Source organism: Fictibacillus arsenicus (genome assembly GCF_001642935.1).
Taxonomy (GTDB): Bacteria; Bacillota; Bacilli; order Bacillales; family Fictibacillaceae; genus Fictibacillus; species Fictibacillus arsenicus_B.
The window spans coordinates 2,514,541-2,536,835 of sequence record NZ_CP016761.1 but is presented as its reverse complement, the minus strand read 5'-3'; the positions used below and the strand labels follow the sequence as shown (position 1 = coordinate 2,536,835).

21 protein-coding genes and 1 pseudogene are annotated in these 22,295 nt (G+C 38.9%); 20 read left to right on the top strand and 2 right to left on the bottom strand.

The window, feature by feature from the left end; translation table 11 throughout:
- The first annotated feature begins 93 nt into the window (after positions 1-93).
- The 18 genes and pseudogenes from ABE41_RS13145 to ABE41_RS13065 all read left to right on the top strand — a co-directional run bounded on the left by ABE41_RS13145 (position 94) and on the right by ABE41_RS13065 (position 17,931).
- On the top strand, positions 94-2,214 hold the full coding sequence (locus ABE41_RS13145; protein WP_066291070.1) for an HD family phosphohydrolase: 2,121 nt from the start codon (positions 94-96) through the stop codon (positions 2,212-2,214).
- Complete coding sequence (gene ybeY / locus ABE41_RS13140; RefSeq protein WP_066291067.1) at positions 2,211-2,678, top strand: rRNA maturation RNase YbeY; 468 nt, start codon at positions 2,211-2,213, stop codon at positions 2,676-2,678. The genes ABE41_RS13145 and ybeY overlap by 4 nt, the downstream gene beginning before the upstream one ends.
- The gene (locus tag ABE41_RS13135; protein WP_066291065.1) at positions 2,675-3,046 is read left to right on the top strand and encodes a diacylglycerol kinase family protein; all 372 of its coding nucleotides are present in this window, start codon (positions 2,675-2,677) and stop codon (positions 3,044-3,046) included. The genes ybeY and ABE41_RS13135 overlap by 4 nt, the downstream gene beginning before the upstream one ends.
- A 15-nt stretch (positions 3,047-3,061) precedes the next feature.
- Positions 3,062-3,460 carry a cytidine deaminase gene (locus ABE41_RS13130; RefSeq protein WP_066291063.1) on the top strand — a complete coding sequence of 133 codons (399 nt, stop codon included), beginning with the start codon at positions 3,062-3,064 and terminating at the stop codon, positions 3,458-3,460.
- Positions 3,453-4,361 carry a GTPase Era gene (era, locus tag ABE41_RS13125; RefSeq protein WP_066291061.1) on the top strand — a complete coding sequence of 303 codons (909 nt, stop codon included), beginning with the start codon at positions 3,453-3,455 and terminating at the stop codon, positions 4,359-4,361. The genes ABE41_RS13130 and era overlap by 8 nt, the downstream gene beginning before the upstream one ends.
- Before the next feature lie 98 nt (positions 4,362-4,459).
- Positions 4,460-4,603, top strand: coding sequence for a YqzL family protein (locus ABE41_RS20695; protein ID WP_077359092.1), 144 nt, complete (start codon positions 4,460-4,462; stop codon positions 4,601-4,603).
- Positions 4,604-4,644: 41 nt separating this feature from the next.
- The gene (recO, locus tag ABE41_RS13120; RefSeq protein ID WP_066291055.1) at positions 4,645-5,388 is read left to right on the top strand and encodes a DNA repair protein RecO; all 744 of its coding nucleotides are present in this window, start codon (positions 4,645-4,647) and stop codon (positions 5,386-5,388) included.
- Positions 5,389-5,490: 102 nt separating this feature from the next.
- On the top strand, positions 5,491-6,138 hold the full coding sequence (locus ABE41_RS13115) for a transcriptional regulator CcpN (RefSeq protein ID WP_066291053.1): 648 nt from the start codon (positions 5,491-5,493) through the stop codon (positions 6,136-6,138).
- Between the two features lie 17 nt (positions 6,139-6,155).
- Positions 6,156-6,971, top strand: a complete 816-nt coding sequence (locus ABE41_RS13110; protein WP_066291050.1) for a pyruvate, water dikinase regulatory protein — start codon at positions 6,156-6,158, stop codon at positions 6,969-6,971.
- Positions 6,972-7,158: 187 nt separating this feature from the next.
- Positions 7,159-7,626, top strand: coding sequence for a YaiI/YqxD family protein (locus tag ABE41_RS13105; protein WP_066291048.1), 468 nt, complete (start codon positions 7,159-7,161; stop codon positions 7,624-7,626).
- 58 nt (positions 7,627-7,684) lie between these two features.
- Positions 7,685-9,493: a DNA primase gene (gene dnaG / locus ABE41_RS13100; protein ID WP_066291046.1), complete on the top strand. Its 1,809-nt coding sequence runs from the start codon at positions 7,685-7,687 to the stop codon at positions 9,491-9,493.
- Positions 9,494-9,535: 42 nt separating this feature from the next.
- Entirely contained in the window at positions 9,536-10,666 is a 1,131-nt protein-coding gene (rpoD, locus tag ABE41_RS13095) for an RNA polymerase sigma factor RpoD (protein WP_066291044.1), read from the top strand.
- A 252-nt stretch (positions 10,667-10,918) separates the two neighbouring features.
- The gene (locus ABE41_RS13090; RefSeq protein ID WP_066291041.1) at positions 10,919-12,058 is read left to right on the top strand and encodes an acyl-CoA dehydrogenase family protein; all 1,140 of its coding nucleotides are present in this window, start codon (positions 10,919-10,921) and stop codon (positions 12,056-12,058) included.
- A gap of 30 nt (positions 12,059-12,088) precedes the next feature.
- The gene (locus tag ABE41_RS13085; RefSeq protein ID WP_066291038.1) at positions 12,089-13,705 is read left to right on the top strand and encodes an AMP-binding protein; all 1,617 of its coding nucleotides are present in this window, start codon (positions 12,089-12,091) and stop codon (positions 13,703-13,705) included.
- A 198-nt stretch (positions 13,706-13,903) separates the two neighbouring features.
- Positions 13,904-14,248, top strand: a complete 345-nt coding sequence (gene cccA, locus ABE41_RS13080) for a cytochrome c550 (protein WP_066291035.1) — start codon at positions 13,904-13,906, stop codon at positions 14,246-14,248.
- A gap of 113 nt (positions 14,249-14,361) precedes the next feature.
- Positions 14,362-15,066, top strand: coding sequence for a tRNA (adenine(22)-N(1))-methyltransferase (locus ABE41_RS13075; protein ID WP_066291032.1), 705 nt, complete (start codon positions 14,362-14,364; stop codon positions 15,064-15,066).
- The gene (locus tag ABE41_RS13070) at positions 15,063-16,184 is read left to right on the top strand and encodes a Nif3-like dinuclear metal center hexameric protein (RefSeq protein ID WP_066291030.1); all 1,122 of its coding nucleotides are present in this window, start codon (positions 15,063-15,065) and stop codon (positions 16,182-16,184) included. The genes ABE41_RS13075 and ABE41_RS13070 overlap by 4 nt, the downstream gene beginning before the upstream one ends.
- A 392-nt stretch (positions 16,185-16,576) precedes the next feature.
- Positions 16,577-17,931 (top strand): annotated as a pseudogene (locus tag ABE41_RS13065) (IS1182 family transposase).
- Between the two features lie 122 nt (positions 17,932-18,053).
- On the opposite strand, the gene ABE41_RS13060 reads toward ABE41_RS13065, so the two are convergent.
- Positions 18,054-18,998, bottom strand: coding sequence for a 4-hydroxy-3-methylbut-2-enyl diphosphate reductase (locus tag ABE41_RS13060; protein WP_066291024.1), 945 nt, complete (start codon positions 18,996-18,998; stop codon positions 18,054-18,056).
- Positions 18,999-19,115: 117 nt separating this feature from the next.
- A complete protein-coding gene (gene vrrA, locus ABE41_RS13055; RefSeq protein WP_083207797.1) occupies positions 19,116-19,751 on the bottom strand; it encodes a VrrA/YqfQ family protein in 636 nt (211 codons plus the stop codon).
- 146 nt (positions 19,752-19,897) lie between these two features.
- On the opposite strand from vrrA, the gene ABE41_RS13050 reads away from it, so the two are divergent.
- Both ABE41_RS13050 and ABE41_RS13045 read left to right on the top strand, forming a co-directional pair.
- Positions 19,898-21,181, top strand: a complete 1,284-nt coding sequence (locus ABE41_RS13050) for a DEAD/DEAH box helicase (RefSeq protein WP_066291014.1) — start codon at positions 19,898-19,900, stop codon at positions 21,179-21,181.
- 29 nt (positions 21,182-21,210) lie between these two features.
- Complete coding sequence (locus tag ABE41_RS13045) at positions 21,211-22,104, top strand: deoxyribonuclease IV (protein WP_066291011.1); 894 nt, start codon at positions 21,211-21,213, stop codon at positions 22,102-22,104.
- Positions 22,105-22,295 lie beyond the last annotated feature (191 nt).

Below are 22,295 nucleotides of genomic sequence, written 5' to 3'. Positions count from 1 at the left end.
TTCAGGAGCCCTTTTTTACTTTATATAAGTACCATATTTGTCCAACTTTTGCTAAGATTAGTATAGGATTCACAGTTTAGGGAGTGGTAGCGTTTGTCCAACTTGAGGTACATCCTTTCAAATTATTTTCGTTTAAGTGTAGCAACCGTATCATTTATCGTAATGGGAATCATTTTATTTGCTATATTAGTCAGCAATGTAACTCCGAATGTCGTCGACGTAAACGTCTATGAACGTGCTCCTCGCGATATACAATCTCCTATTACGATCCCACTGGAAGAACAGACTGAAGCAAGAAAAAGGCTTGCAGAAGAAAATGTGAAAAATGAATACACTTTTAATAACGACATCGCATTTGAGCAGGCTGATGCGATGAAAATACTGATTAATACAATCATTTCAATAAATAAAACAGAAGAAAAGAAAAAAGATGATGAACCACTATTAACACGTGAACAAAAGATTGACCAACTAGAAGATTACATAGATACATCAGAGATTTCTGATGAGACATTTGATACATTGTTTCGGGCGAGTGAGACTGAACTTACAAATGTAAGGAATCTTGGACCTGATGTTGTGAACAGTGTTCTTGAAGAACCTATCATGGTTGAAGAGGTTGATGGAAAAAAAGATGAGGCGGTTCGATTAATCCGCGAAAACGGAAATTTGTCTTACTCTCTCAGGAATGCGACAGAGGAAATAACAAGAACTTTTATCATTGCAAACCGGACACTCGATACAGAAAAAACAAGACAAAAACGTAAAGAAGCTAGTGAAAAAGTTGAAGAAGTGTTTATAAGAGAAGGGGAAGTTTTAGTTAAAAGCGGTTCAGTTATCACGCCTGAAATCTATGAAAGATTGAAGATGGTCGGACTGCTTGATCAAGAAATGAAAACATATCCTTACTATGGGTTGTTCTTATTTGTTTTATTAGTCATGGCAGGGCTTTATTATTTTATGAAAGAAGAACGGAAGAAAGAGCATTTTAGAAAATATGTGACCATTTATGCACTGCTGTTTACACTGACACTTGTGGTAATGAAGCTGATTAGTATCAGCACTGAGATTGGATTGAACAGTTTAATGTATTTAGTTCCAGTGGCAGCTGGTGCGATGATGATCAAGATGCTGTTTAATGAAGAACTTGCTGTTGTTTCGTCTGTTATTTTTGCACTGAGTGCTGCACTGATATTTAATGAACAAACAACAGGGAACTTTAATTTCATAATGAGTTTGTACGTTTTGTTTAATGCAATTTCCGGTATCGTTTTTTTAGGTAAAACACAGCAGCGTTCTAAAATTCTTCAAGCAGGATTTTTCGTTTCGTTTATAGCCATCCTAACAGTAGCAAGTGTACTTTTGCTTCAAAACGGGAAATTCACATCTTGGCAGATTGGGTTAGATCTTGGCTGTGCTGCATTATCTGGCTTTATATCAGCAGTTCTCACACTAGGATTGCTGCCGGTGATCGAATCATCTTTTAATATTTTATCTGTTACAAAACTGATCGAGCTTTCAAATCCGAATCACCCGATTTTGCGAAAAGTCCTTATGGAAGCTCCCGGTACTTACCATCATAGCATTATGGTAGCAAACTTATCTGAAGCTGCATGTGAATCGATCGGTGCTAATGGGCTCCTGGCAAGGGTGGGTTCTTACTATCATGATGTTGGAAAGACAAAACGGCCTCACTTTTTCATTGAAAATCAGATGAATATGGAGAATCCGCATGATAAGATTGCACCTCAGTTAAGCAAAACGATCATTACGGCTCATCCTTATGATGGAGCGGACATGCTTCGTGCAGACAAAATACCTAAGGAAATCATCGATATTGCGGAGCAGCATCACGGGACGACACTGCTGAAATTTTTCTATCATAAGGCTACTCAGTTAACGGAAAAAGAAGTTGCTGAATCAGATTTCCGTTACCCTGGACCAAAAGCACAAACAAAAGAAGTAGCAATCATAGGTATTTCAGATGCAGTAGAAGCTGCAGTTAGATCTTTATCAAAGCCCACACCAATAAAAATAGACCAGATCATACGAAAAATAATTAATGACAGACTTGAAGATGGCCAGTTTGATGAATGCGATCTTACACTAAAAGAGTTGGATACCGTAGCAAAAACTTTAACAGAAACACTTCAAGGAATATTTCATTCCAGAATCGAGTATCCAGAAGAAACGAAAAAGGTGGAAAAACAATGACATTACATGTTGAGTATTTAAATGAAATCGACGAAAACAGTGAAGAGTTCCAAGAGTTATTAGCCAATGTGCTGCAGAAGGCCGCAGAGATGGAAAAAACGGGATCTGCAGAAGTATCTGTGACAATCGTTACGAAAGAAAGAATTCAAGAAATTAATAGTGAATACAGACAAAAAGATGCCGTGACAGATGTAATTTCTTTTGCCATGGAAGAAATGGGCGAAGATGAAACAGAGATTATCGGCGGTGAAGAAACCAGGTTCCTAGGGGACATAATCATCTGTTTAGACGTTGCAAAAGAACAAGCAGAAGAATATGGACACTCTATTGAGCGGGAAATGGGATTCCTTGCTGTTCACGGATTCCTTCATCTTTTAGGTTATGATCATTTGAATGAAAAAGATGAAAAAGCAATGTTTGGCAGACAAGAAGAAATTTTGGAGCAGTACGGATTGAAAAGATGATCGCATGGAAAAAGTTATTCAATAGCTTTATATTTGCTTTTACAGGGATAATAAAGACATTTAAGAGCGAGCAAAATTTCAAAATACACATCATGATAAGTGTAATCGTTATCTTAACAGCGGTTACACTTGATTTTTCGTCGTTGCGAATGGCAGTTTTGCTGATTGTTATCGGAATTGTGCTTGCATTAGAACTTATGAATACTGCTGTTGAAAAAACAGTTGATTTAATGACTTTGGAACGTCATCCGTTGGCAAAAGAAGCAAAAGATGCTGCTGCAGGTGCAGTTTTGGTTTTTTCGATATTTGCTGTTATAATCGGTATACTGCTCTTTATAGAACCTCTATTAAGAAGCATAGAAAGTTAAGAAGGTGAATGTATTATGAACAAAGATCAATTAATGGAACAAGCAAAGAAAGCAAGAGAAAGAGCATATGTACCTTATTCAAAATTTCAAGTAGGTGCGGCTTTGCTTTCTTCTGGAGGAAAAGTTTATCATGGTGCAAATATTGAGAATGCAGCTTACAGCTTAACTTGCTGTGCTGAAAGAACCGCTTTATTTAAAGCGTATACAGAAGGCGATACTAAATTCAGTGCAATAGCTGTAGTTGCCGATACAAAACGCCCTGTACCTCCTTGTGGTGCATGCCGTCAGGTTATTTCAGAATTATGTCCTCCTGACATGCCGGTTTACTTAACAAACCTTAATGGAGACGTTCAGGAAATTGCGGTTAAGGACCTGTTGCCAGGTGCTTTTTCACCGGAGGATTTAAATGACTAAAGCTGGGTATAAGTCAGGATTTGTAACCATAATTGGCCGTCCAAATGTAGGCAAATCCACTTTGTTAAATCAGGTTATCGGACAAAAAATCGCTATTATGAGTGATAAGCCGCAGACCACAAGAAATAAAATTCAGGCTGTTTATACAACAGAAGAATCACAAGTAATTTTTATTGATACTCCAGGTATCCATAAGCCTAAGCATAAGCTTGGGGATTTTATGACAAGAACGGCACAGCAGACATTGAACGAGGTAGATCTTATTCTGTTCGTAATCAATGCCGAAGAAGGCTACGGCCGGGGTGATCAATTTATCATAGACCGGCTGCAGCATGTGAAGAACCCTGTTTTCTTAGTAGTAAATAAAATTGATAAAGTCCATCCAGATGATTTGCTGCCGCTGATTGATTTGTATCGCAATAAGGTGGATGTTGCAGAAGTTGTTCCAATTTCCGCATTAAAGGGAAACAATGTAGATACATTATTGAATCAGATTGTTTCTTATATGGAAGAAGGACCTCAGTTCTATCCGGAAGATCAAGTAACGGACCATCCCGAACGATTTATAACAGCAGAATTAATCCGTGAGAAAGTTCTTCATCTAACACGGGAGGAAATACCTCATTCTGTTGCTGTGGTAATTGAAGAAATGAAAGTGCGGGAAGAGAAAAACGTTGTCTTCGTCAATGCTACCATTATTGTTGAACGATCATCACAAAAAGGCATTATCATAGGGAAACAAGGGAAAATGCTAAAAGAGATCGGAAAAAGAGCGAGAGCTGATATCGAAACTCTTTTAGGATCAAAAGTATTTTTGGAACTCTATGTAAAAGTTCAAACTGACTGGAGAAACCGTCAGAAACAGCTTGCTGAATTTGGCTTCAATGAGGACGATTATTAATAGTAAAAAACTGTTAATATTTCTTTCACATGAAAACATTGTTTAAGGTGAACCTAGTTATATCAGGAGAAAAACAAATAGAAAGGTGTGTCCAAACCATGAAAGAATTTACTTGGAAAGTATTCTGTGAAACGGGCAATATTGATACCTATTTGTTATACAAAGAGCTTGACCATGAAATAACAGCATTATCAGCAGTTATTCCTTATGAAGAGTCTCTAGAGGAACCTCCATTTCATTAATTAACTAAGGTGCCTTCTTGACGAGAGGGTGGTGATATACCTTGCTTTATAAAGTGGAAGGAATAGTCATTAAAACCGTTCCGTATGGAGAATCGAATACGATTATTACTCTGTACACGAAGGAACTTGGAAAAATTGGCGTGATGGCAAGAGGAGCGAAAAAGCCTAAAAGCCGCTTCACTTCCATTACGCAGCTTTTTACATATGGAATATTTGTGTTTCAAAGAGGAAGAGGACTGGGGACTTTGCAGCAAGGAGAGGCATTGTCTTCCTTCAGGCATATACGCGAAGACTTGGTTAAGACTGCCTATGCCGCTTATCTGGCGGAGCTTCTTGATCGTTTTACATCTGAGGAAGAAATGAAACCCGACTTGTATGGCTGGCTGAAGCAGGCTTTAGAATATATAAACCATGGAACTGATCCAGAGGTTATTACCTTTTTATTCGAAATGAAAATGATGAAAACAGCTGGCATAGTTCCAGAGCTAAGCAGATGTGTATCATGTCATGCAGCTGAAGGGAATTTTTCTTTTTCTATCCGAGAAGGTGGTTTTCTCTGTGAGAGATGTGCCTATAAAGATCCTTATAGATTGAATATCTCTAAAGGAGCTGCAAGGCTGTTAAATATGTTTTATCATCTCGATCTTGCCAGACTTGGAAACGTATCATTAAAAAAAGAAACAAAAAGAGAATTGAGAATGCTGTTTGATGCTTACATGGAAGAGTATTCGGGGGTATTTATAAAATCAAAGAAGTTTTTAAAGCAACTTGATGATATAACGTGAATTCAACTGTGAAGACTATCTTTACAGTTTTTTTGTTCGCATTTTCCACTTAATGAGTTATAATAATGAAAAATAAGTATAACACATTGGATGCAGCAAAAGGTGGTGTACAAAATCGAACTAAACAAAAGGCAGCAGAAGATTATTGAGATCGTCAAGGATCACGGACCTATAACGGGAGAACAAATTGCTGACCAGCTTGATTTAACCCGGGCGACACTTCGACCAGATCTTGCAATTTTAACGATGGCAGGTTATTTGGATGCCAGACCGAGAGTGGGCTATTTTTATACGGGCAAAACAGGTTCACAGTTACTGACAGAAAAAGTGAAGAAAATTAAAGTAGCTGAATTTACTTCTATGCCAGTAGTCGTACAGGACTCTGCAACAGTATACGAAGCAATCTGTACCATGTTCTTAGAAGATGTAGGAACACTGTTCATTATTAATAAAAACGGACATCTTGCAGGAGTTGCTTCACGAAAAGATTTATTGAGGGCAAGTATGGGAAAACAAGAGATAAATAGTATTCCTATAAATATTATCATGACAAGAATGCCTAATATCACGTATTGTTATAAAGAAGACTTCCTGCTGGATATTGCCCACATTCTAATTGAAAAGCAAATTGACGGGCTTCCGGTAGTTAAACGTTCTCAGAATGAAAGCGGACTAGAGGTAGTTGGAAGAATTACAAAGACCAATATTACTAAGGCTTTTGTGGAGCTTGCTCACGACGAAATACTTTAAAAAATGGGGAGGTCATTATGACAGGACGTCCAATCGTATATGTCGTTTCAGACTCAGTTGGAGAAACGGCAGAACTGGTTGTAAAAGCGGCTGCGAGCCAATTTAATTCAAATGGAATAGAGATAAAGAGGGTTCCCTACGTAGAAGACAAAGAAACAATCGATGAAGTTATTTCATTAGCAAAGGATCACAATGGAATTATTGCATATACTTTGGTTGTTCCCGAAATCAGTGAATATGTAGCTAAGCAGGCTGCAGCTAACGGAATACCAACAGTGGATATTATGGGACCTATAATGAATCAGCTTCAATCCAGGCTTAACCAGGTACCGAGATATGAACCTGGAGTTGTACATAAACTGGATGATGAATACTTCAGAAAAGTTGAAGCTATAGAATTTGCAGTCAAGTATGATGACGGGAGAGATCCGCGGGGAATATTAAAAGCGGATGTTGTACTAATTGGTGTTTCAAGAACATCAAAAACACCGCTCTCTCAATACCTTGCACATAAGCGCTTGAAAGTAGCTAACGTACCTATCGTTCCCGAAGTGGAACCGCCTGAAGAATTATTTAAAGTTTCACCAAATAAGTGTTTTGGGCTGAAGATCACTCCGGAAAAGTTAAATGATATTCGCAGAGAACGCTTAAAAGCATTAGGACTGAATTCAGAAGCAAACTATGCAAACATGGAAAGAATAAAACAAGAACTCGTTTATTTTAATGAAATTGTAGACCGCATAGGATGCAGAGTAGTAGAGGTTTCAAATAAGGCTGTTGAGGAATCAGCTAACGTTATTTACAATCTTTTCCAAGGTAAATCTTATAAATAAAAGCGCAAATTTCTGCGCTTTTTTAATTTCAATCTTTTTACTGGTAAAATCATTCCGTTTTTATTATAATATTACATTGTGATTAAAAATAAAAAGTTTGACTAAAATAGTGATACGTTCAGAATGCAATTTTTATGTAAATGCCAGCAAATGAAGGAGAATCACTGTAAAAGTAGAACATAAAAATATGGAAAAATTCAAAGCGGATATATACGTGGATGCAGATGCTTGTCCTGTAGTGATAAAAGAAGAGATTAATAAATATTCAAAAATGTATCGATTCGAACCAATCTTTGTGACTTCATTTGCGCATGCAAGCAACACAGACCAACCTGGACGCTGGATTCTTGTAGATGCCAGACCAGAGGAAGTTGACATGTACATACATAATCATTCTAAGAGTAATGACATTGTGGTAACCCAGGATCACGCTCTTGCGAGTCTGCTCATTCCAAAAGGGGTTTATGTTATCACCCCTAGAGGGAAACATTTTCAAGAGAATGAAATGGAAAGAGTGCTTCATGAACGCTATCTGTCTGCAAAAGCAAGGCGTTCAGGAAAACATTCTAAAGGACCTGCTAAATTCACAAAGGAGGATGCAGAAAGATTCGGTTCAGTTTTTTGTGAAATCCTGTCGAATGTTGAAGGAAAATAGACTTGCGGCACGAATATATATCAAGTGTCAATAGAAACAGAGATTTTGTGGTGGTAATATGGAACGCATACCAGAAGAATTAATAGAAAAAGTCAGGTCATCAAATGATATTGTAGATGTAATAAGTGATTATGTTCCCTTAAAAAAGCAAGGACGAAATTATTTTGGTTTATGCCCATTTCATGGCGAGAAATCACCTTCATTTTCTGTATCGCCGGAAAAACAGATCTACCACTGTTTCGGATGCGGAGCAGGTGGAAATGTATTTTCATTTTTAATGAATATCGAAGGATATTCATTCATTGAAGCCGTAACTCAGCTTGGGAAAAAGAGTTCGATCGAACTGCCTCAAATGCAACAGCAAAATTACTCCTTAAAAAGTACTGACGAAAAAAGAAAAATGGCTGATATTCATGAGTTGCTGGCTAAGCTGTACCATCATTGCCTTCTCCATACAAAGCAGGGTAGACCAGCGTTGGACTATCTGGAAAACAGAGGGTTTACAAGAGAGTCCATCGAACGCTTTCAAATAGGCTTTGCTCCTGATTCATGGGAAACAGCTTCACAATTTATTCAAAAGCGGGAATTGGATATTAACCTTGCCGAAAAAGCGGGTTTGATCGGAAAGCGGCAATCAGATGGAAAACCTTATGACCGTTTTCGAAACAGGATCATGTTCCCGATATGGGATCGTACTGGAACTGTTGTTGCCTTTGGAGGAAGAGTTTTAGATGGGAACGATGAACCGAAGTACTTAAACAGCCCAGAATCAAAAATCTTTCAAAAAGGTAAAACCCTCTACGGTTTGAATCTCTCCAGAGCAGATATCAGACAAAAACAGCATGCTGTTGTTTTTGAAGGCTATGTAGATACCATTGCCGCTTTCAGAGCTGGTGTTACAAATGGCGTTGCAACGCTAGGTACTTCATTAACAGAGGATCATGCTGCAATATTGAGAAGAAATGTTCAATCTGTCACAATCTGTTACGATTCAGATAGAGCAGGTGTTGAAGCCGCTTTTCGTGCATCAGAAATACTGACGAAACAAGGGTGTACAGTTAAAATTTCGCAGATGCCAGACGGAATGGACCCCGATGACTATATCTCCAAATTTGGAGGCGAATCATTCCAAAAGGATATAATAGGGGCTAGTCTTACAGTAATGGCATTTAAAATACAATACTATAGACGCGGTAAAAACCTTCGTGATGAAGGAGAACGGATGATCTATATCGAAGAGATTATCAACGAAATAGCCCGTCTTCCAAAAGCGGTTGAAAGAGATCATTATCTCCGTCAGATCGCTTCAGAGTTTAATTTGTCATTAGACGCATTAAAACAGCAGCAAATACAGACTTTCAAGCAGCAGCAAAAGTCAAAGGATAACGGCCCAAAAAAGCGGGATAATAATTTTAGAATACAAACACTTTTGCAGAAGTCTTTATTGCCCAAAAATTTAAATGCTGAAAGAATTGTTCTAGCTCACATGCTTAAAAGCGAAGAGACAGCTTTTTTAATTCAGGAAAAGCTTGAAACTGGCTTTAATGTAGAAGAACATAATGCAATCGCTGCGTACCTGTATGCCTTTTATGAAGAAGGAAATAAACCCAATGTAGGGTTGTTCATGCAGCGAATTGACGATGACAAATTAAGAAAACTAGCATCAGAATTAGCAATGCTCACGATCAGTGAAGAAATGAACGAAGTCGAGCTTGCAGATTATATTCGAATTATTTCTAGCTATCCATTATTGCGGGAAATACAAGAAAAAGAGAAACAGCAGGAAGACGCAATAAGAAGGAATGAAATAAAACTGGCAGCCCAAATTGCCCAAGAAATTATGAGAATGAAAAGATCTCTAAAATAATCGGGAATCAGGATGGTTGAAGTTTTGGAAGGAGGGGATCGAATGGCTGAGAAACCAAACCGTCAAGGGACGGAAGGCGAATTAACCATCGATCAAGTTAAAGAACAATTAGTAGAAGCCGGTAAGAAGCGAGGTCGGCTGACATATACAGAAATCACAGGCAAACTTGCTCCATTTGAACAAGATTCAGATCAAATGGATGAATTCTATCATTATCTTGAAGAACAAGGTGTTGAGGTAGCAGAAGCATCAGAAGATTCAGATGATGAAGATGATCCAAAGTTCGAAATGGAAAAAGATGAGGAAGAATTTGATTTAAATGATCTAAGTGTTCCTCCAGGTGTCAAAATCAATGACCCAGTACGTATGTATCTAAAAGAAATCGGCCGGGTTGACCTGCTTTCTGCAGATGAAGAGATTGAACTCGCGAAAAGAATTGAAAATGGCGATGAAGAAGCAAAACGCCGTTTGGCAGAAGCAAATTTGCGACTTGTTGTAAGTATCGCAAAACGTTATGTCGGACGCGGAATGCTGTTCCTGGACCTGATCCAAGAAGGAAACATGGGATTAATCAAAGCCGTTGAAAAATTCGATTATGATAAAGGATTTAAATTCAGTACGTATGCAACATGGTGGATAAGACAGGCTATCACACGTGCAATAGCTGACCAAGCTCGTACTATTCGTATTCCGGTTCATATGGTTGAGACAATCAACAAATTGATTCGTGTTCAGCGCCAGCTTCTCCAAGACTTAGGCCGGGAACCTTCTCCTGAAGAAATTGGGGCAGAAATGGAGCTTACGCCAGAAAAAGTCCGTGAAATCTTAAAGATCGCACAAGAGCCAGTTTCATTAGAAACACCAATTGGTGAAGAAGATGACTCCCACTTAGGTGATTTTATTGAAGATCAGGATGCACTTGCCCCATCAGAAGCAGCGGCGTATGAGTTACTGAAAGAACAGCTAGAGGATGTTCTAGACACTCTTACAGACCGTGAAGAAAACGTTCTAAGACTACGTTTTGGCTTAGATGATGGACGCACACGCACTCTGGAAGAAGTAGGTAAAGTGTTCGGAGTTACGCGTGAGCGTATCCGTCAGATCGAAGCAAAAGCACTTCGTAAGCTGCGTCATCCAAGCAGAAGCAAACGTTTAAAAGATTTTCTAGAATAGAAAGCTTGCCATTTTTGGCAGGCTTTTTTATTTGATTTTATTTTACTGATTATTCCACCTCAATGCAAACATCCCAAAATCTCAATTATTGCTTTAGTTTGCTCGCTATTACTAACATTTCCTTATGTATTCTGCTCATTATTAAATTTAAAATCGTTTAAATCTTGTAAAAATTCAGCCTTTATATCTATAATAAATATGAAAGCGTATACAATAGAGGGTAAATTAATCTTAAAAGGGTGGGATACAACCATGAATTTTACTTTAACAGAAGAGCAATTGATGATTCAGAAAATGATGAGGGAATTTGCTGACGAAGTGGTAGCACCGGGTGCAGAAGCAAGGGACAAAAATAAAGAGTTCCCAGTAGAGATTTTTCAAAAACTTTCTAAGCTTGGTATGATGGGACTTCCTTTTCCGGAGGAGTATGGGGGAGGCGGAGCTGATACAATTAGTTTTGCGATCGCCGTTGAAGAATTAAGCCGTGCTTGCGGTTCTACTGGTATTACATATTCTGCACATGTTTCTTTAGGGGGAGCACCATTAAATTTATTTGGTACACATGAACAAAAGGAAAAATATTTAACCCCAATTTGTACTGGTGAATCGTTCGGCGCATTCGGACTGACAGAGCCAAACGCAGGATCTGATGCAGGAGGTACTGAAACTACAGCTGTCTTGGAAAATGGGGACTGGGTAATTAACGGAAGCAAGTGCTATATAACGAATGCAAGTTATGCAAAACATTTGGCTTTAACAGCAATCACTAATAGAAATGGCAGTGATAAAGAAATCTCTGCGATTATCGTTCCTACGGATGCAAAAGGCTTTAAAGTAATAGACAACTACGAAAAAATGGGACTTCATTCTTCAAACACAACCGAACTTTTTATGGAAGATGTAAGAGTTCCTGAAGGAAATATGTTAGGGAAGCGCGGAGATGGGTTTAAACAGTTCCTGGTAACTCTTGATGGGGGAAGAATAGGGATTGGTGCTATGGCGGTAGGAATCGCTCAAGCTGCCTATGAGAAGGCGCTGGCATATGCAAAGGAACGCAAGCAGTTTGGAAGATCGATCTCAAAGTTTCAGGCGATTCAATTCAAGCTTGCAGATATGGCTATGAAAATTGAACTGGCAAGAATGATGGTGTATAAAGCTGCATGGCTGAAAGACCAAGGAAAGAAGTTTTCAAAAGAAGCGTCTATGGCAAAATTATATGCTTCTGAAGCCTGTATGCAAATTTGTTCCGAATCCGTACAAATTCATGGCGGAAATGGATATATGAGAGATTATCATGTTGAACGGTACTTCAGAGATGCTAAGCTTCTTGAGATCGGAGAAGGAACATCTGAGGTTCAGCGTATCGTAATCGCTAGAGAGATTGGCTGCTGATTTTCATAATAATATATGATGGGGTGAATTATGGCTGAATTAATGAAAGTAACTGTTGGAGAGTGTTTAAAGAAACAGGCGCAGAAGAACAAGGCCCAAGAAGCCATTGTTTACAGTAAACTTGGAATTCGCTATACCTATCAGGAATTTTATGAACTTACATCTAAAGTTGCAAAAGGCTTAATGGCTATGGGAATCAAAAAAGGCGATCATATTGCTGTGTGGGCTACAAATGTTCCTGAATGGCTGCTTCTGCAATTTGGTTCTGCAAGGGCTGGAGCTGTTTTGGTAACGGTGAACACAAATTATCAAAGTGCAGAACTGGACTATCTGCTTAAACAATCTGACACAAAAGCTTTATTTTTCATAGAAGAATTTCGATCAACTTCTTACAGAAAAATGGTTGACTCTGTTAAGGAAAGAATGAAAGAGTTTCCGGAATTGAAACATTTTGTCCAAATCGATAATATTCATTCTTCAACTTACGATACGTTTCAGGAAATGTTAGCAGCAGGTGACGTTATCTCTGATGAAGAGCTTCAGGAAAGAGAGGACTCTCTTCACTTTAATGATGTTATAAATATGCAATATACCTCTGGAACAACAGGGTTTCCTAAAGGTGTGATGCTTACGCATTATAACATTGTGAACAACGCGCGCCAGATTGCAGAGAGCATGAATTTAACAAATGCTGACAGATTATGTATACCTGTTCCGTTCTTCCATTGTTTTGGATGTGTTCTTGGAACGATGGCAGCTGTTTCCGTTGGTGCGACGATGGTTCCAATCGTCCAATTTGATCCTAAAGAAGTTTTAGAGACTGTAGAAATAGAAAAATGTACAGGTTTGCACGGTGTTCCTACGATGTTCATAGCAGAGCTTAATCTCCCTGACTTCGACACTTTTAATCTTAGTACACTTAGAACTGGAATAATGGCAGGATCGCCTTGTCCGATTGAAGTGATGAAGAAAGTGATCGATAAAATGGGTATGAGTGAGATAACAATTGCTTATGGTCAAACTGAATCTTCTCCTGTTATCACACAAACAAGAACTGATGATCCAATCGAACGAAGAGTAGAAACTGTAGGTAAGAAGCATACACAGGTAGAAGCAAAAATCGTTAATCCGGTAACTAACGATGAAGTAAAAGCAGGTGAACAAGGAGAGCTTTGCACAAGAGGCTATCACGTTATGAAAGGGTATTACAAAATGCCTGAAGCGACGAAAGAAGCTATAGACAGTGATGGATGGCTGCATACGGGGGATTTAGCCACTGTAGATGAAGATGGCTATTACAGAATAACCGGGCGCTTAAAAGACATGATTATCCGTGGTGGAGAAAATGTCTATCCAAGGGAAGTTGAAGAGTTTCTTTATTCTCACCCTGCAATCTTAGATGTGCAAGTAATTGGAGTGCCCGATAAAAAGTTTGGTGAAAAAGTAGCTGCTTGTATACAGTTAAAAGAAGGGCAATCACTATCATCTGATGAACTGAAAAATTATTGCAAAGGCCAAATAGCTAATTTTAAGATACCTGAATACTTTTTATTTGTTAATGAGTATCCGATGACAGCTTCAGGGAAAATACAAAAATACAAACTTAGAGAACAAGCATTAGAGGCTCTATCTGTAACCCATGAATAGCCACCAGTAGTGTGGCTATTTTTTACTTTATTATCTTTATAAATTCTGTAATATCTTGTGACAAAACTGGGAAAAATATAGTTTGCCCTTCCCAAGTAAACGCTTTTAAAGTACAATAGGTTATGGATTGTTAACCAATACATAGTAAGTTTTGAAGACAAACAACAAATGTGCTGTACAGAAGAAGGAGGAATTTGAATGAAACGTAATCCACTCATTCCTTTTGCCATTATAGGAGTTATTGGAATTGTTCTTATGCTAACAATGGGCGGATATGGTATCAACAAGATCCATCAAGCAAGCCAGGATAAAGAAAAGGCTGCTATGGATCCTGAAGCTATTTTCAAACAGAACTGTGCTTCATGCCACGGGCAAAATCTTGAAGGCGCATCGGGTCCGGCACTTGATAAAATTGGCGGAAAATACTCAGAAGAAGAGATTGCCGATATCGTAAAAAATGGTAAGCCTGGTGGAATGCCTGCTGGTGTTGTTAAGGGTGAAGAAGCTAAAATAGTAGTGAAATGGCTCGCAGAAAAAAAATAAAATAAAAAAGAGCTTCTTGTTTTTTGGACAAGAAGCTTTTTTTCATTCAGCTTTGCAATAAATACTGAGGAAGACAAATACTATACTATCGAAAATTAAAGCGGTGATAAAATATGAATTCTGAAAAACTATCTCAAAGGCTTGAGAAAGTCTCAAATTATGTATTGCAGGGGTCAGTACTTGCTGATATCGGATCAGATCACGCCTACCTGCCTTGTTATTTAGGTCTGAACAAAAAAATCAAAAAAGGAATTGCGGGCGAGATTACAGAAGGTCCATATTTATCAGCAAAAGAGCAAGTAGTACTAGATGGATTATCCGATATTATTGAAGTAAGAAAAGGGGATGGACTTTCCGTTCTTAAAGAAAATGAAGCAGAAGTTGTAACAATTTGCGGCATGGGCGGATCTCTTATTACTTCAATCCTCGAGAAAGGCAAGGGTAAACTAGGGAATACAAAACGATTAGTTCTGCAGCCAAACGTAGGAGCTAAAACAGTAAGAAAGTGGCTTTTAAAAGAAAATTGGATACTTTCTGCTGAAGAAATAATAAAAGAAGATGGTAAAATTTATGAAATTCTCGTTGCAGATCGGTCTGGTGAATACCCTTATTCAAATAATAATATCGAAGCGGAACTGCTATTTGGCCCATTCTTATTAAAAGTTCAAAATGAAGCGTTTAAGGAAAAATGGGCTGGGGAAGTCAAGCAATGGAAGGCAATTTTGTCTCAAATGGAAAAAAGCCAAGGGACAGCTGCTGAAACAAAAAGAAAAGAACTTTTAGACAATATTAATCTTGCAGAGGAGTGGATCGATTGAGCAAAGCAGCAAACGGACAGTTTGTTATTTCACTTTTAGAAAGCTTCGCACCTAAAAAGCTGGCAGTCGAAGGTGACCCAATCGGATTGCAAATTGGGTCATTAAACCGTCCGGTCAAAAAAGTAATGATAGCCCTGGATGTTCTTGAGAATGTTGTAGATGAAGCAATTGAAAATGAAGTAGATCTGATTATAGCTCATCACCCCCTGCTGTATCGGGCATTAAAGAAAATTGATACCAGTACTTCAAAAGGAAGAGTTATTGAAAAGCTGATCAAGAACGATATTACAGTTTATGCTGCTCATACGAACCTCGATGTAACGGCTTCAGGAGTCAACGAATGGCTCTCAGAGCGATTAGAACTTAGTCAAACTGAGGTGTTAGCACCTACATATGAGGAACAGCTTGTTAAGCTTTCCGTTTTTGTCCCATCTTCGCATGAAGAAGCTGTGAGACAAGCTCTGGGCGATGCGGGTGCCGGCCATATCGGAAACTATAGTCATTGTAGCTTTTCATCAAGCGGATGGGGGACATTTACACCGCTAGAAGGGACGAATCCATACGTTGGAGAGCAAGGAAAACTAGAGCGAACAGAAGAAGTGAAAATCGAATCTGTTTTTCCGGTTTCTATCCAGAATGCAGTTTTATCAGCAATGAAAAAAGCTCACCCATACGAAGAAGTAGCTTTTGATCTTTATCCTCTGCTTAACAAAGGAAACGAACTTGGAATTGGAAAGATCGGAAAGCTGAATAAAGAGATGAGTATTGAAGAATTTGTTCAGCATGTTAAACATGTTTTTGGAATCTCGTGCGTTCGGGTGATTAAAGGGCACAATCACCTTATAAAAAAAGTCGCGGTTGTTGGCGGAGATGGCAATAAATACATTTATCCTGCTGTCAGAAAAGGAGCAGATGTTTTAGTGACTGGGGATATATACTACCATAACGCTCATGATGCTCAAGCAGAGGGTCTGACCATAATTGATGCAGGTCATCATATTGAAGAAATAATGAAAAGGAAACTCAAAAACATGCTTGAAAAGGAACTTTCAGAGAGAAAGTACGATACAGCCGTTATAGAATCCACTATTCAAACAGAGCCTTTTACGTTTATGTAAGACCCTTTATGGACTAGTTAATCGGAGCATAAGGCGCGAGACTACGGCTTGTGAACAGCAGGACAGAAACCTTTTCGCGGATCTGGTAGTGAGTCCCTTGAGTTCCTCCCTCGTTTCTAGTCACTTTGAGCGAACGTGTAATAATTAAAAGAACACGTACCGTATATTACATCTACAAGGACCGGAGAACGGGGATAGAACGACGCTTCCGTTTTTCCAACTGGAGCGGAAATCAGCCACTTCTCATAGCTGCAATTTCCGAAAAGAAGCCATGTAAAAAAAGCAAAGCTGGACGAAACCAGCTTTGCTTCAGCTTGTAGACAAAGTCAGATGTCTACAAGCTTTTTTTATTGTAGAATTAAATTAGATAATGTTTGAGGGGAGAAATTTACATGTTATCTAAGCATTCTACTGAAGGACGTCACCAAGTTACTCTAGCAGCTCTTGACGAGCTTGTACCTCAGGATCATTTGGTACGAAAAATTGATCAAGTCATGGATTTTGACTTTATTTATGATGCCGTAAAACATACATATTCTTTGGATAATGGCAGACCGAGCGTGGACCCTGTTGTTTTAGTCAAAATGGTGCTCCTTCAATATTTATTTGGTATTCGATCAATGCGCCAAACGATAAAAGAGATTGAAACGAATGTCGCTTATCGTTGGTTTTTAGGCTATGACTTCAGCGAGAAGATACCTCATTTTTCAACGTTCGGGAAGAATTACGCACGTCGTTTCCATGATAGTGATCTTTTCGAACAGATCTTCTATCGGATTCTACGTGAAGCTACGAATTATGGTCTGGTTGATCCCACTATTGCTTTTATCGATTCCACGCATGTGAAAGCCAATGCCAATAAGAAGAAGTTTGATAAGAAGATAGTACGTGTGGAAACGCGCAGCTATCAAAACAAACTTGAAGAAGAAATCAATATCGACCGTGAGGCACACGGAAAAAAGCACTAACCCCTCAAACAAAAGAAGATACGAAAGAAGTTAAAGTGAGCACTACGGATCCGGAGAGTGGCTACTATGTAAAGGACGAACGGGAAAAGCTGTTTGCGTACTCTTTTCACACCGCCAGTGATTCAAGAGGTTTTATTCTTGGAAGTCTCGTCACCGGAGCCAATGTTCATGACAGTAGAATGCTCGAGCCACTTGTAAATCAGTTGTTAGAAAACGTAGGAAAACCGAACGCCTTAGCTGTAGATGCAGGATATAAAACACCGCCGATTGCCAAGTTTTTGATGGACCAGGAAATTCGCCCAGTAATGCCTTACACACGACCGAAAACCAAAGATGGATACATGAAGAAGTACGAATATGTTTACGATGAACATTACGATCAATACATATGTCCGCAAGGCGAAACGTTACCCTATAGAACGACGACCCGCGAGGGCTATCGTCAATACGCTTCCAATCCTTTGAAGTGCAAACAGTGTCCTTTGCTTTCTCAATGTACGCAGAGTAAACAGCACATCAAGATGATCCACCGGCACATCTGGGAGGAGTACTTGGAGGAAGCCGATCACCTTCGTCATACGGAGGAGAATAAAAAAATATATGCACAGCGAAAAGAAACGATTGAACGTGTCTTCGCTGATGCAAAAGAAAAGCATGGTATGCGTTGGACGAAGCTGAGAGGGCTTAAAAAAGTTTCCGCGCACGCGATGCTTACTTTCGCTGCCATGAATCTTAAAAAACTGGCAAACTGGACATGGCGAGGTCCATGTCCAGTGTAAGTTAAGCTAGAATTCCTTTGGAAAACCTAGAAAAAATGAACAAACCCCATCTCAAATCAATTTGAGATGGGGTTTGTCTACGTTCTGAAGCAAAGCTGGACGAAACCAGCTTTGCTTTTTTGTTATTTTTTCTCTTTTACTTTTGGAAGGATACGGTTTAACTGAACCTTGCGTTCTTTTTTCCAAGTTTCTTGATTCTTGTCATCATAATTTTTAAGAAAATCGATAACTTCTTTAGTAATCGGTGTTGGCGTAGACGCACCAGACGTAACCCCAACTTTTTTAACTCCCTCTAACCACTCTAAATCGATCTCAGATACATCAGAAATTCGATAAGCTTTTGTCCCAGCAATCTCTTCTGAGACCTGGGCGAGACGATTAGAGTTGTTGCTTCGAGGGTCACCCACTACAAGTACTAAGTCACAGTCACCAGCTTGATTTGCAACTGCCTCTTGACGGACTTGTGTGGCTAAGCAGATTTCTTTATGGACTTCAGCATTTGGATAACGAATTAACAGCTGTTTGATAAGTTCTGCAACATCCCATTGGCTCATTGTTGTTTGATTAGTAATAAGAATCTTTTCACTTTGTACATTTAATGATTCCAAGTCTTCTTGATTTTCAACAAGATGAACGATATGAGGTGCAATTCCTATTGCCCCTTCAGGCTCTGGATGACCTTTTTTCCCAATATAAATTATTTCATAGCCTTCTTTTTCTTTTTCTCTGATCAAGTCATGTGTTTTTGTAACATCCGGACATGTTGCATCTATTTCATAGAGTCCTTTTTCGTGAGCGATGCGTCTGACTTCTGGAGAGACGCCGTGCGCTGTATAAATTACCGTTCCTGATTCAATGTTTCGAATGATATCTAATCGATTGTTTCCATCAAGTGTAATGATTCCTTCGTCTTCAAAGGCATCTGTTACGTGTTTGTTATGGACAATCATTCCAAGAATATAAATAGGTCTTGGCAGGGTTGGATCGTTTGCTGCCTGACGAGCCATTACCATAGCATCTACGACTCCATAACAATATCCACGGGGAGATATTTTAATAATTTCCATATTGGACCTCTCCTTTATTCATATAAAAGACAGCACAGATGTCTATGCTGTCTTGGGAGATTTACTTCTGTATTCCTTTATTATAAAGGAGAGAACAAAAGAACTCAAACACTATACTTATACGTATAGCTTTGGTCCTGAGAGGTGATAACCTTTGGGCATATTTGTTTTTGGCGCGGCAGGTACCAGCTTGGTATTAGCTGGTGCCTTTTTTATTTTTTGAGCTTGCGGCTGCTTATTTGTTTTTGAGGATTTTGGACCTGATGCAGTTGCTTTTTCTTCTGTATCTTTCTTTCTCTTTTCCTTCTTTTTTGGTTCTGTATTTTCTTTCACTTCAGCACTTTTTTCTTGTTTATCCGCTTTCTTGGAGGTATCTGCCTCAGCACTGTTCTCGGCTTTAGTTTCTGAACCACCGCTTTGAAAGTCTTTTAATGCTGTCATTATGGATGGCAGGTTTCTCATTGCCGGTCCATACTGTTTGATCATGGGTCCCATAGTTTCAGCAACTTTTAAAACCTTTTGCACATTGTTCAACATAGTGAAAATACTTGTTCCGCCAGTTACACTTCCTCCGCTCCCAATGGTCCCTAAGAAACGGTCAACAGACCCTGCATGACGCGGCATTCCATGCATGCCGTTCATATTTTGCATATGAGGATTTACCTGAAATGGCTGCATTGGATGCTGAGGCTGAGTGGGGTATCTGTAAAAAGGCTGCATAATTCCCCCTCCTTTCCAAAATAATACGCTCATAAACAGAATATGAATTCAAGAAAACATGTGTGATATTTATCCCTGTTTTCTTAACGAAATTCAAGGATGATTGGCGGAAATACAAAACTTACTCTATAATACTAAAAGTGAATAGATTTATATTTGAAAAAAGAAAAGGTGAGCGTATGAAGTCTCCGTTTGAACGGTTAAAAATAAATGAATCGCTCCAAGCCGCATTAAGCGGTATTGGATTTGAAAAACCAACTGATATTCAAGAACGTGTAATTCCAGGAATCATTAATGGACAAGACATGATCGGCCAATCCCAAACTGGATCTGGGAAAACATTTGCATTTTTGCTTCCGTTAATGCACAGGATCGATATCCAAAAAGAAGAGGTTCAAGCTGTAATTACAGCACCTACACGCGAGTTAGCACAGCAGATCTATAATGAATTTTTGAAAATCTCAGAGCATATGCCTGAAGATAAACAAATTAAAGCAAAAGCAATTGTCGGGGGAACCGACAGAAAAAGGATGTCAGAAAAACTTAAGACAGTTCCTCAGCTTGTTATAGGTACGCCTGGTCGGATTAAAGACTTAGTGAACGCACAAGAACTAGTGGTTTATACTGCAAACATGCTCGTAGTCGACGAGGCTGACCAGATGCTGGACATGGGCTTTATTGAAGATGTTGATATGATCGCATCCCGCATGGCTAATGAACTTCAGATGATGGTTTTCTCAGCAACAGTGCCAGAGAAGCTGCAGCCTTTCTTGAAAAAATACATGAAGAATCCAAAACATGTTCATGTGGAACCTCAGCATATTACAGCTAAAGATATAAAGCATGTTCTCATCCAGACAAAACATAATGATAAGCTTCCTATGCTGATTAAAACTGCAACGAACTATAATCCGTATTTTGCTATTATTTTTGCCAACACCAAAAAAACAGTAGATGAAATTGCAGATGCGATGGCTGCTGAAGGATTGAGTGTAGAGCGTTTACATGGTGATATACCTCCTCGAACGAGAAAGAACATCATGAAGCGTGTACAAAAGGCGGAATTTCAATTCTTAGTTGCAACTGACCTAGCTGCTCGAGGTATTGATATTAAAGGTGTCAGCCACATTATTAACTATGAGTTTCCAAAGGATCTTGATTTTTATATCCATAGAGCCGGCCGGACAGGCCGCGCAGGCATGTCAGGTATCTGTGCCTCTCTGTTTGAACAAACGGATCAGCATTCTGTACAAAAACTGAAAGAGAAAAAAATCAGTTTCACGTATGAACAATATAAGAACGGTGAGTGGGTGCCTGTAAAGCAAAGAGAAAAGAGTACAGCTTCCAAGGAGCAGGATGGTATTTATGTACCTAAACCTCGTAAAGTTAAACCGGGCTATAAAAAGAAGATGGATGAGCAAAAGAAAAAGTTAATGAAAAAGAAAAGAAGAAATCAAAGATAGAGATTAATGCGTGGAGAAGAGGGGAAAGTATGATTAAAATCGGTTCACACGTCTCAATGAGCGGCAAGAAAATGCTCTTAGCTGCCAGTGAAGAGGCTGTTTCTTATGGTGCAAACACTTTTATGATCTATACAGGAGCACCTCAAAACACGAGACGAAAAAAGATTGAAGACCTTAATATTGAAGCTGGAACGAAACACATGATTGAAAACGGCATCGCTGATATTGTCGTCCATGCACCTTATATTATTAATATAGGTAATGCAGTAAAGCCTGAAACTTTTGAACTGGGTGTTGACTTCTTAAGAAGAGAGATTGAACGAACAGAAGCGTTAGGTGCAAGACAGATTGTTTTGCATCCGGGTGCACATGTTGGTGAAGGCTCAGAAACTGGAATTAAAAAAATTATTGAAGGTCTCAATGAAGTGTTAACTAAAGAACAAAACGTTCAAATCGCTTTGGAAACGATGGCAGGTAAAGGATCCGAATGTGGAAGAACTTTTGAAGAATTAGCACAGATCATTGATGGGGTTACCCTTAACGAGAAACTTTCTGTATGTTTTGATACGTGTCATACACATGATGCAGGTTATGATATTGTAAATGATTTTGATGGGGTAATGAATCAATTCGATAAAATTATCGGCAAGGACCGGATTAAAGTCTTTCATATTAACGACAGCAAAAATATTTGCGGTGCATCAAAAGACAGACATGAAAACATTGGTTTTGGTCATATCGGATTTGATGCTTTAAGCTATATTGTCCATCATGAATCGTTTAAGGATATTCCAAAAATTCTTGAAACACCATATGTTGGTACAGATAAGAATAATAAGAAACCGCCTTATCAATTAGAAATTGAGATGATTAAAGCAAAAGAGTTTGATCCCGATCTTCAGAACAAACTTCTAGCTCAATAAAAGGGCATTTATAGAGCAAACTCTGTTGTTTGGAAGTAGTTGATTTCCGTTCCAGGTGCTCGCTTTCCGTGGGGCGTGCGGTGATCCCACTCGTCGCTTTGCGACATGAATGGTCTCACCTGTCCCGCTGATCCCACAGGAGTCTCGGACCTTGCACTCCAATCAACTAGTCGAGGGAAGAGAATGGACAA

Bases quoted from the DNA above. Each gene is read 5' to 3' on its own strand.
- ABE41_RS13050 (WP_066291014.1), top strand. From the start codon at position 19,898: ATGAAGTCTCCGTTTGAACGGTTAAAAATAAATGAATCGCTCCAAGCC.
- ABE41_RS13110 (WP_066291050.1), top strand. From the start codon at position 6,156: ATGACAGGACGTCCAATCGTATATGTCGTTTCAGACTCAGTTGGAGAA.
- ybeY (WP_066291067.1), top strand. From the start codon at position 2,211: ATGACATTACATGTTGAGTATTTAAATGAAATCGACGAAAACAGTGAA.
- ABE41_RS13105 (WP_066291048.1), top strand. From the start codon at position 7,159: ATGGAAAAATTCAAAGCGGATATATACGTGGATGCAGATGCTTGTCCT.
- cccA (WP_066291035.1), top strand. From the start codon at position 13,904: ATGAAACGTAATCCACTCATTCCTTTTGCCATTATAGGAGTTATTGGA.
- ABE41_RS13060 (WP_066291024.1), bottom strand. From the start codon at position 18,998: ATGGAAATTATTAAAATATCTCCCCGTGGATATTGTTATGGAGTCGTA.
- ABE41_RS13075 (WP_066291032.1), top strand. From the start codon at position 14,362: ATGAATTCTGAAAAACTATCTCAAAGGCTTGAGAAAGTCTCAAATTAT.
- ABE41_RS13135 (WP_066291065.1), top strand. From the start codon at position 2,675: ATGATCGCATGGAAAAAGTTATTCAATAGCTTTATATTTGCTTTTACA.
- vrrA (WP_083207797.1), bottom strand. From the start codon at position 19,751: ATGAGCGTATTATTTTGGAAAGGAGGGGGAATTATGCAGCCTTTTTAC.
- era (WP_066291061.1), top strand. From the start codon at position 3,453: ATGACTAAAGCTGGGTATAAGTCAGGATTTGTAACCATAATTGGCCGT.
- ABE41_RS20695 (WP_077359092.1), top strand. From the start codon at position 4,460: ATGAAAGAATTTACTTGGAAAGTATTCTGTGAAACGGGCAATATTGAT.
- ABE41_RS13045 (WP_066291011.1), top strand. From the start codon at position 21,211: ATGATTAAAATCGGTTCACACGTCTCAATGAGCGGCAAGAAAATGCTC.
- ABE41_RS13085 (WP_066291038.1), top strand. From the start codon at position 12,089: ATGGCTGAATTAATGAAAGTAACTGTTGGAGAGTGTTTAAAGAAACAG.
- ABE41_RS13090 (WP_066291041.1), top strand. From the start codon at position 10,919: ATGAATTTTACTTTAACAGAAGAGCAATTGATGATTCAGAAAATGATG.
- dnaG (WP_066291046.1), top strand. From the start codon at position 7,685: ATGGAACGCATACCAGAAGAATTAATAGAAAAAGTCAGGTCATCAAAT.
- ABE41_RS13130 (WP_066291063.1), top strand. From the start codon at position 3,062: ATGAACAAAGATCAATTAATGGAACAAGCAAAGAAAGCAAGAGAAAGA.
- rpoD (WP_066291044.1), top strand. From the start codon at position 9,536: ATGGCTGAGAAACCAAACCGTCAAGGGACGGAAGGCGAATTAACCATC.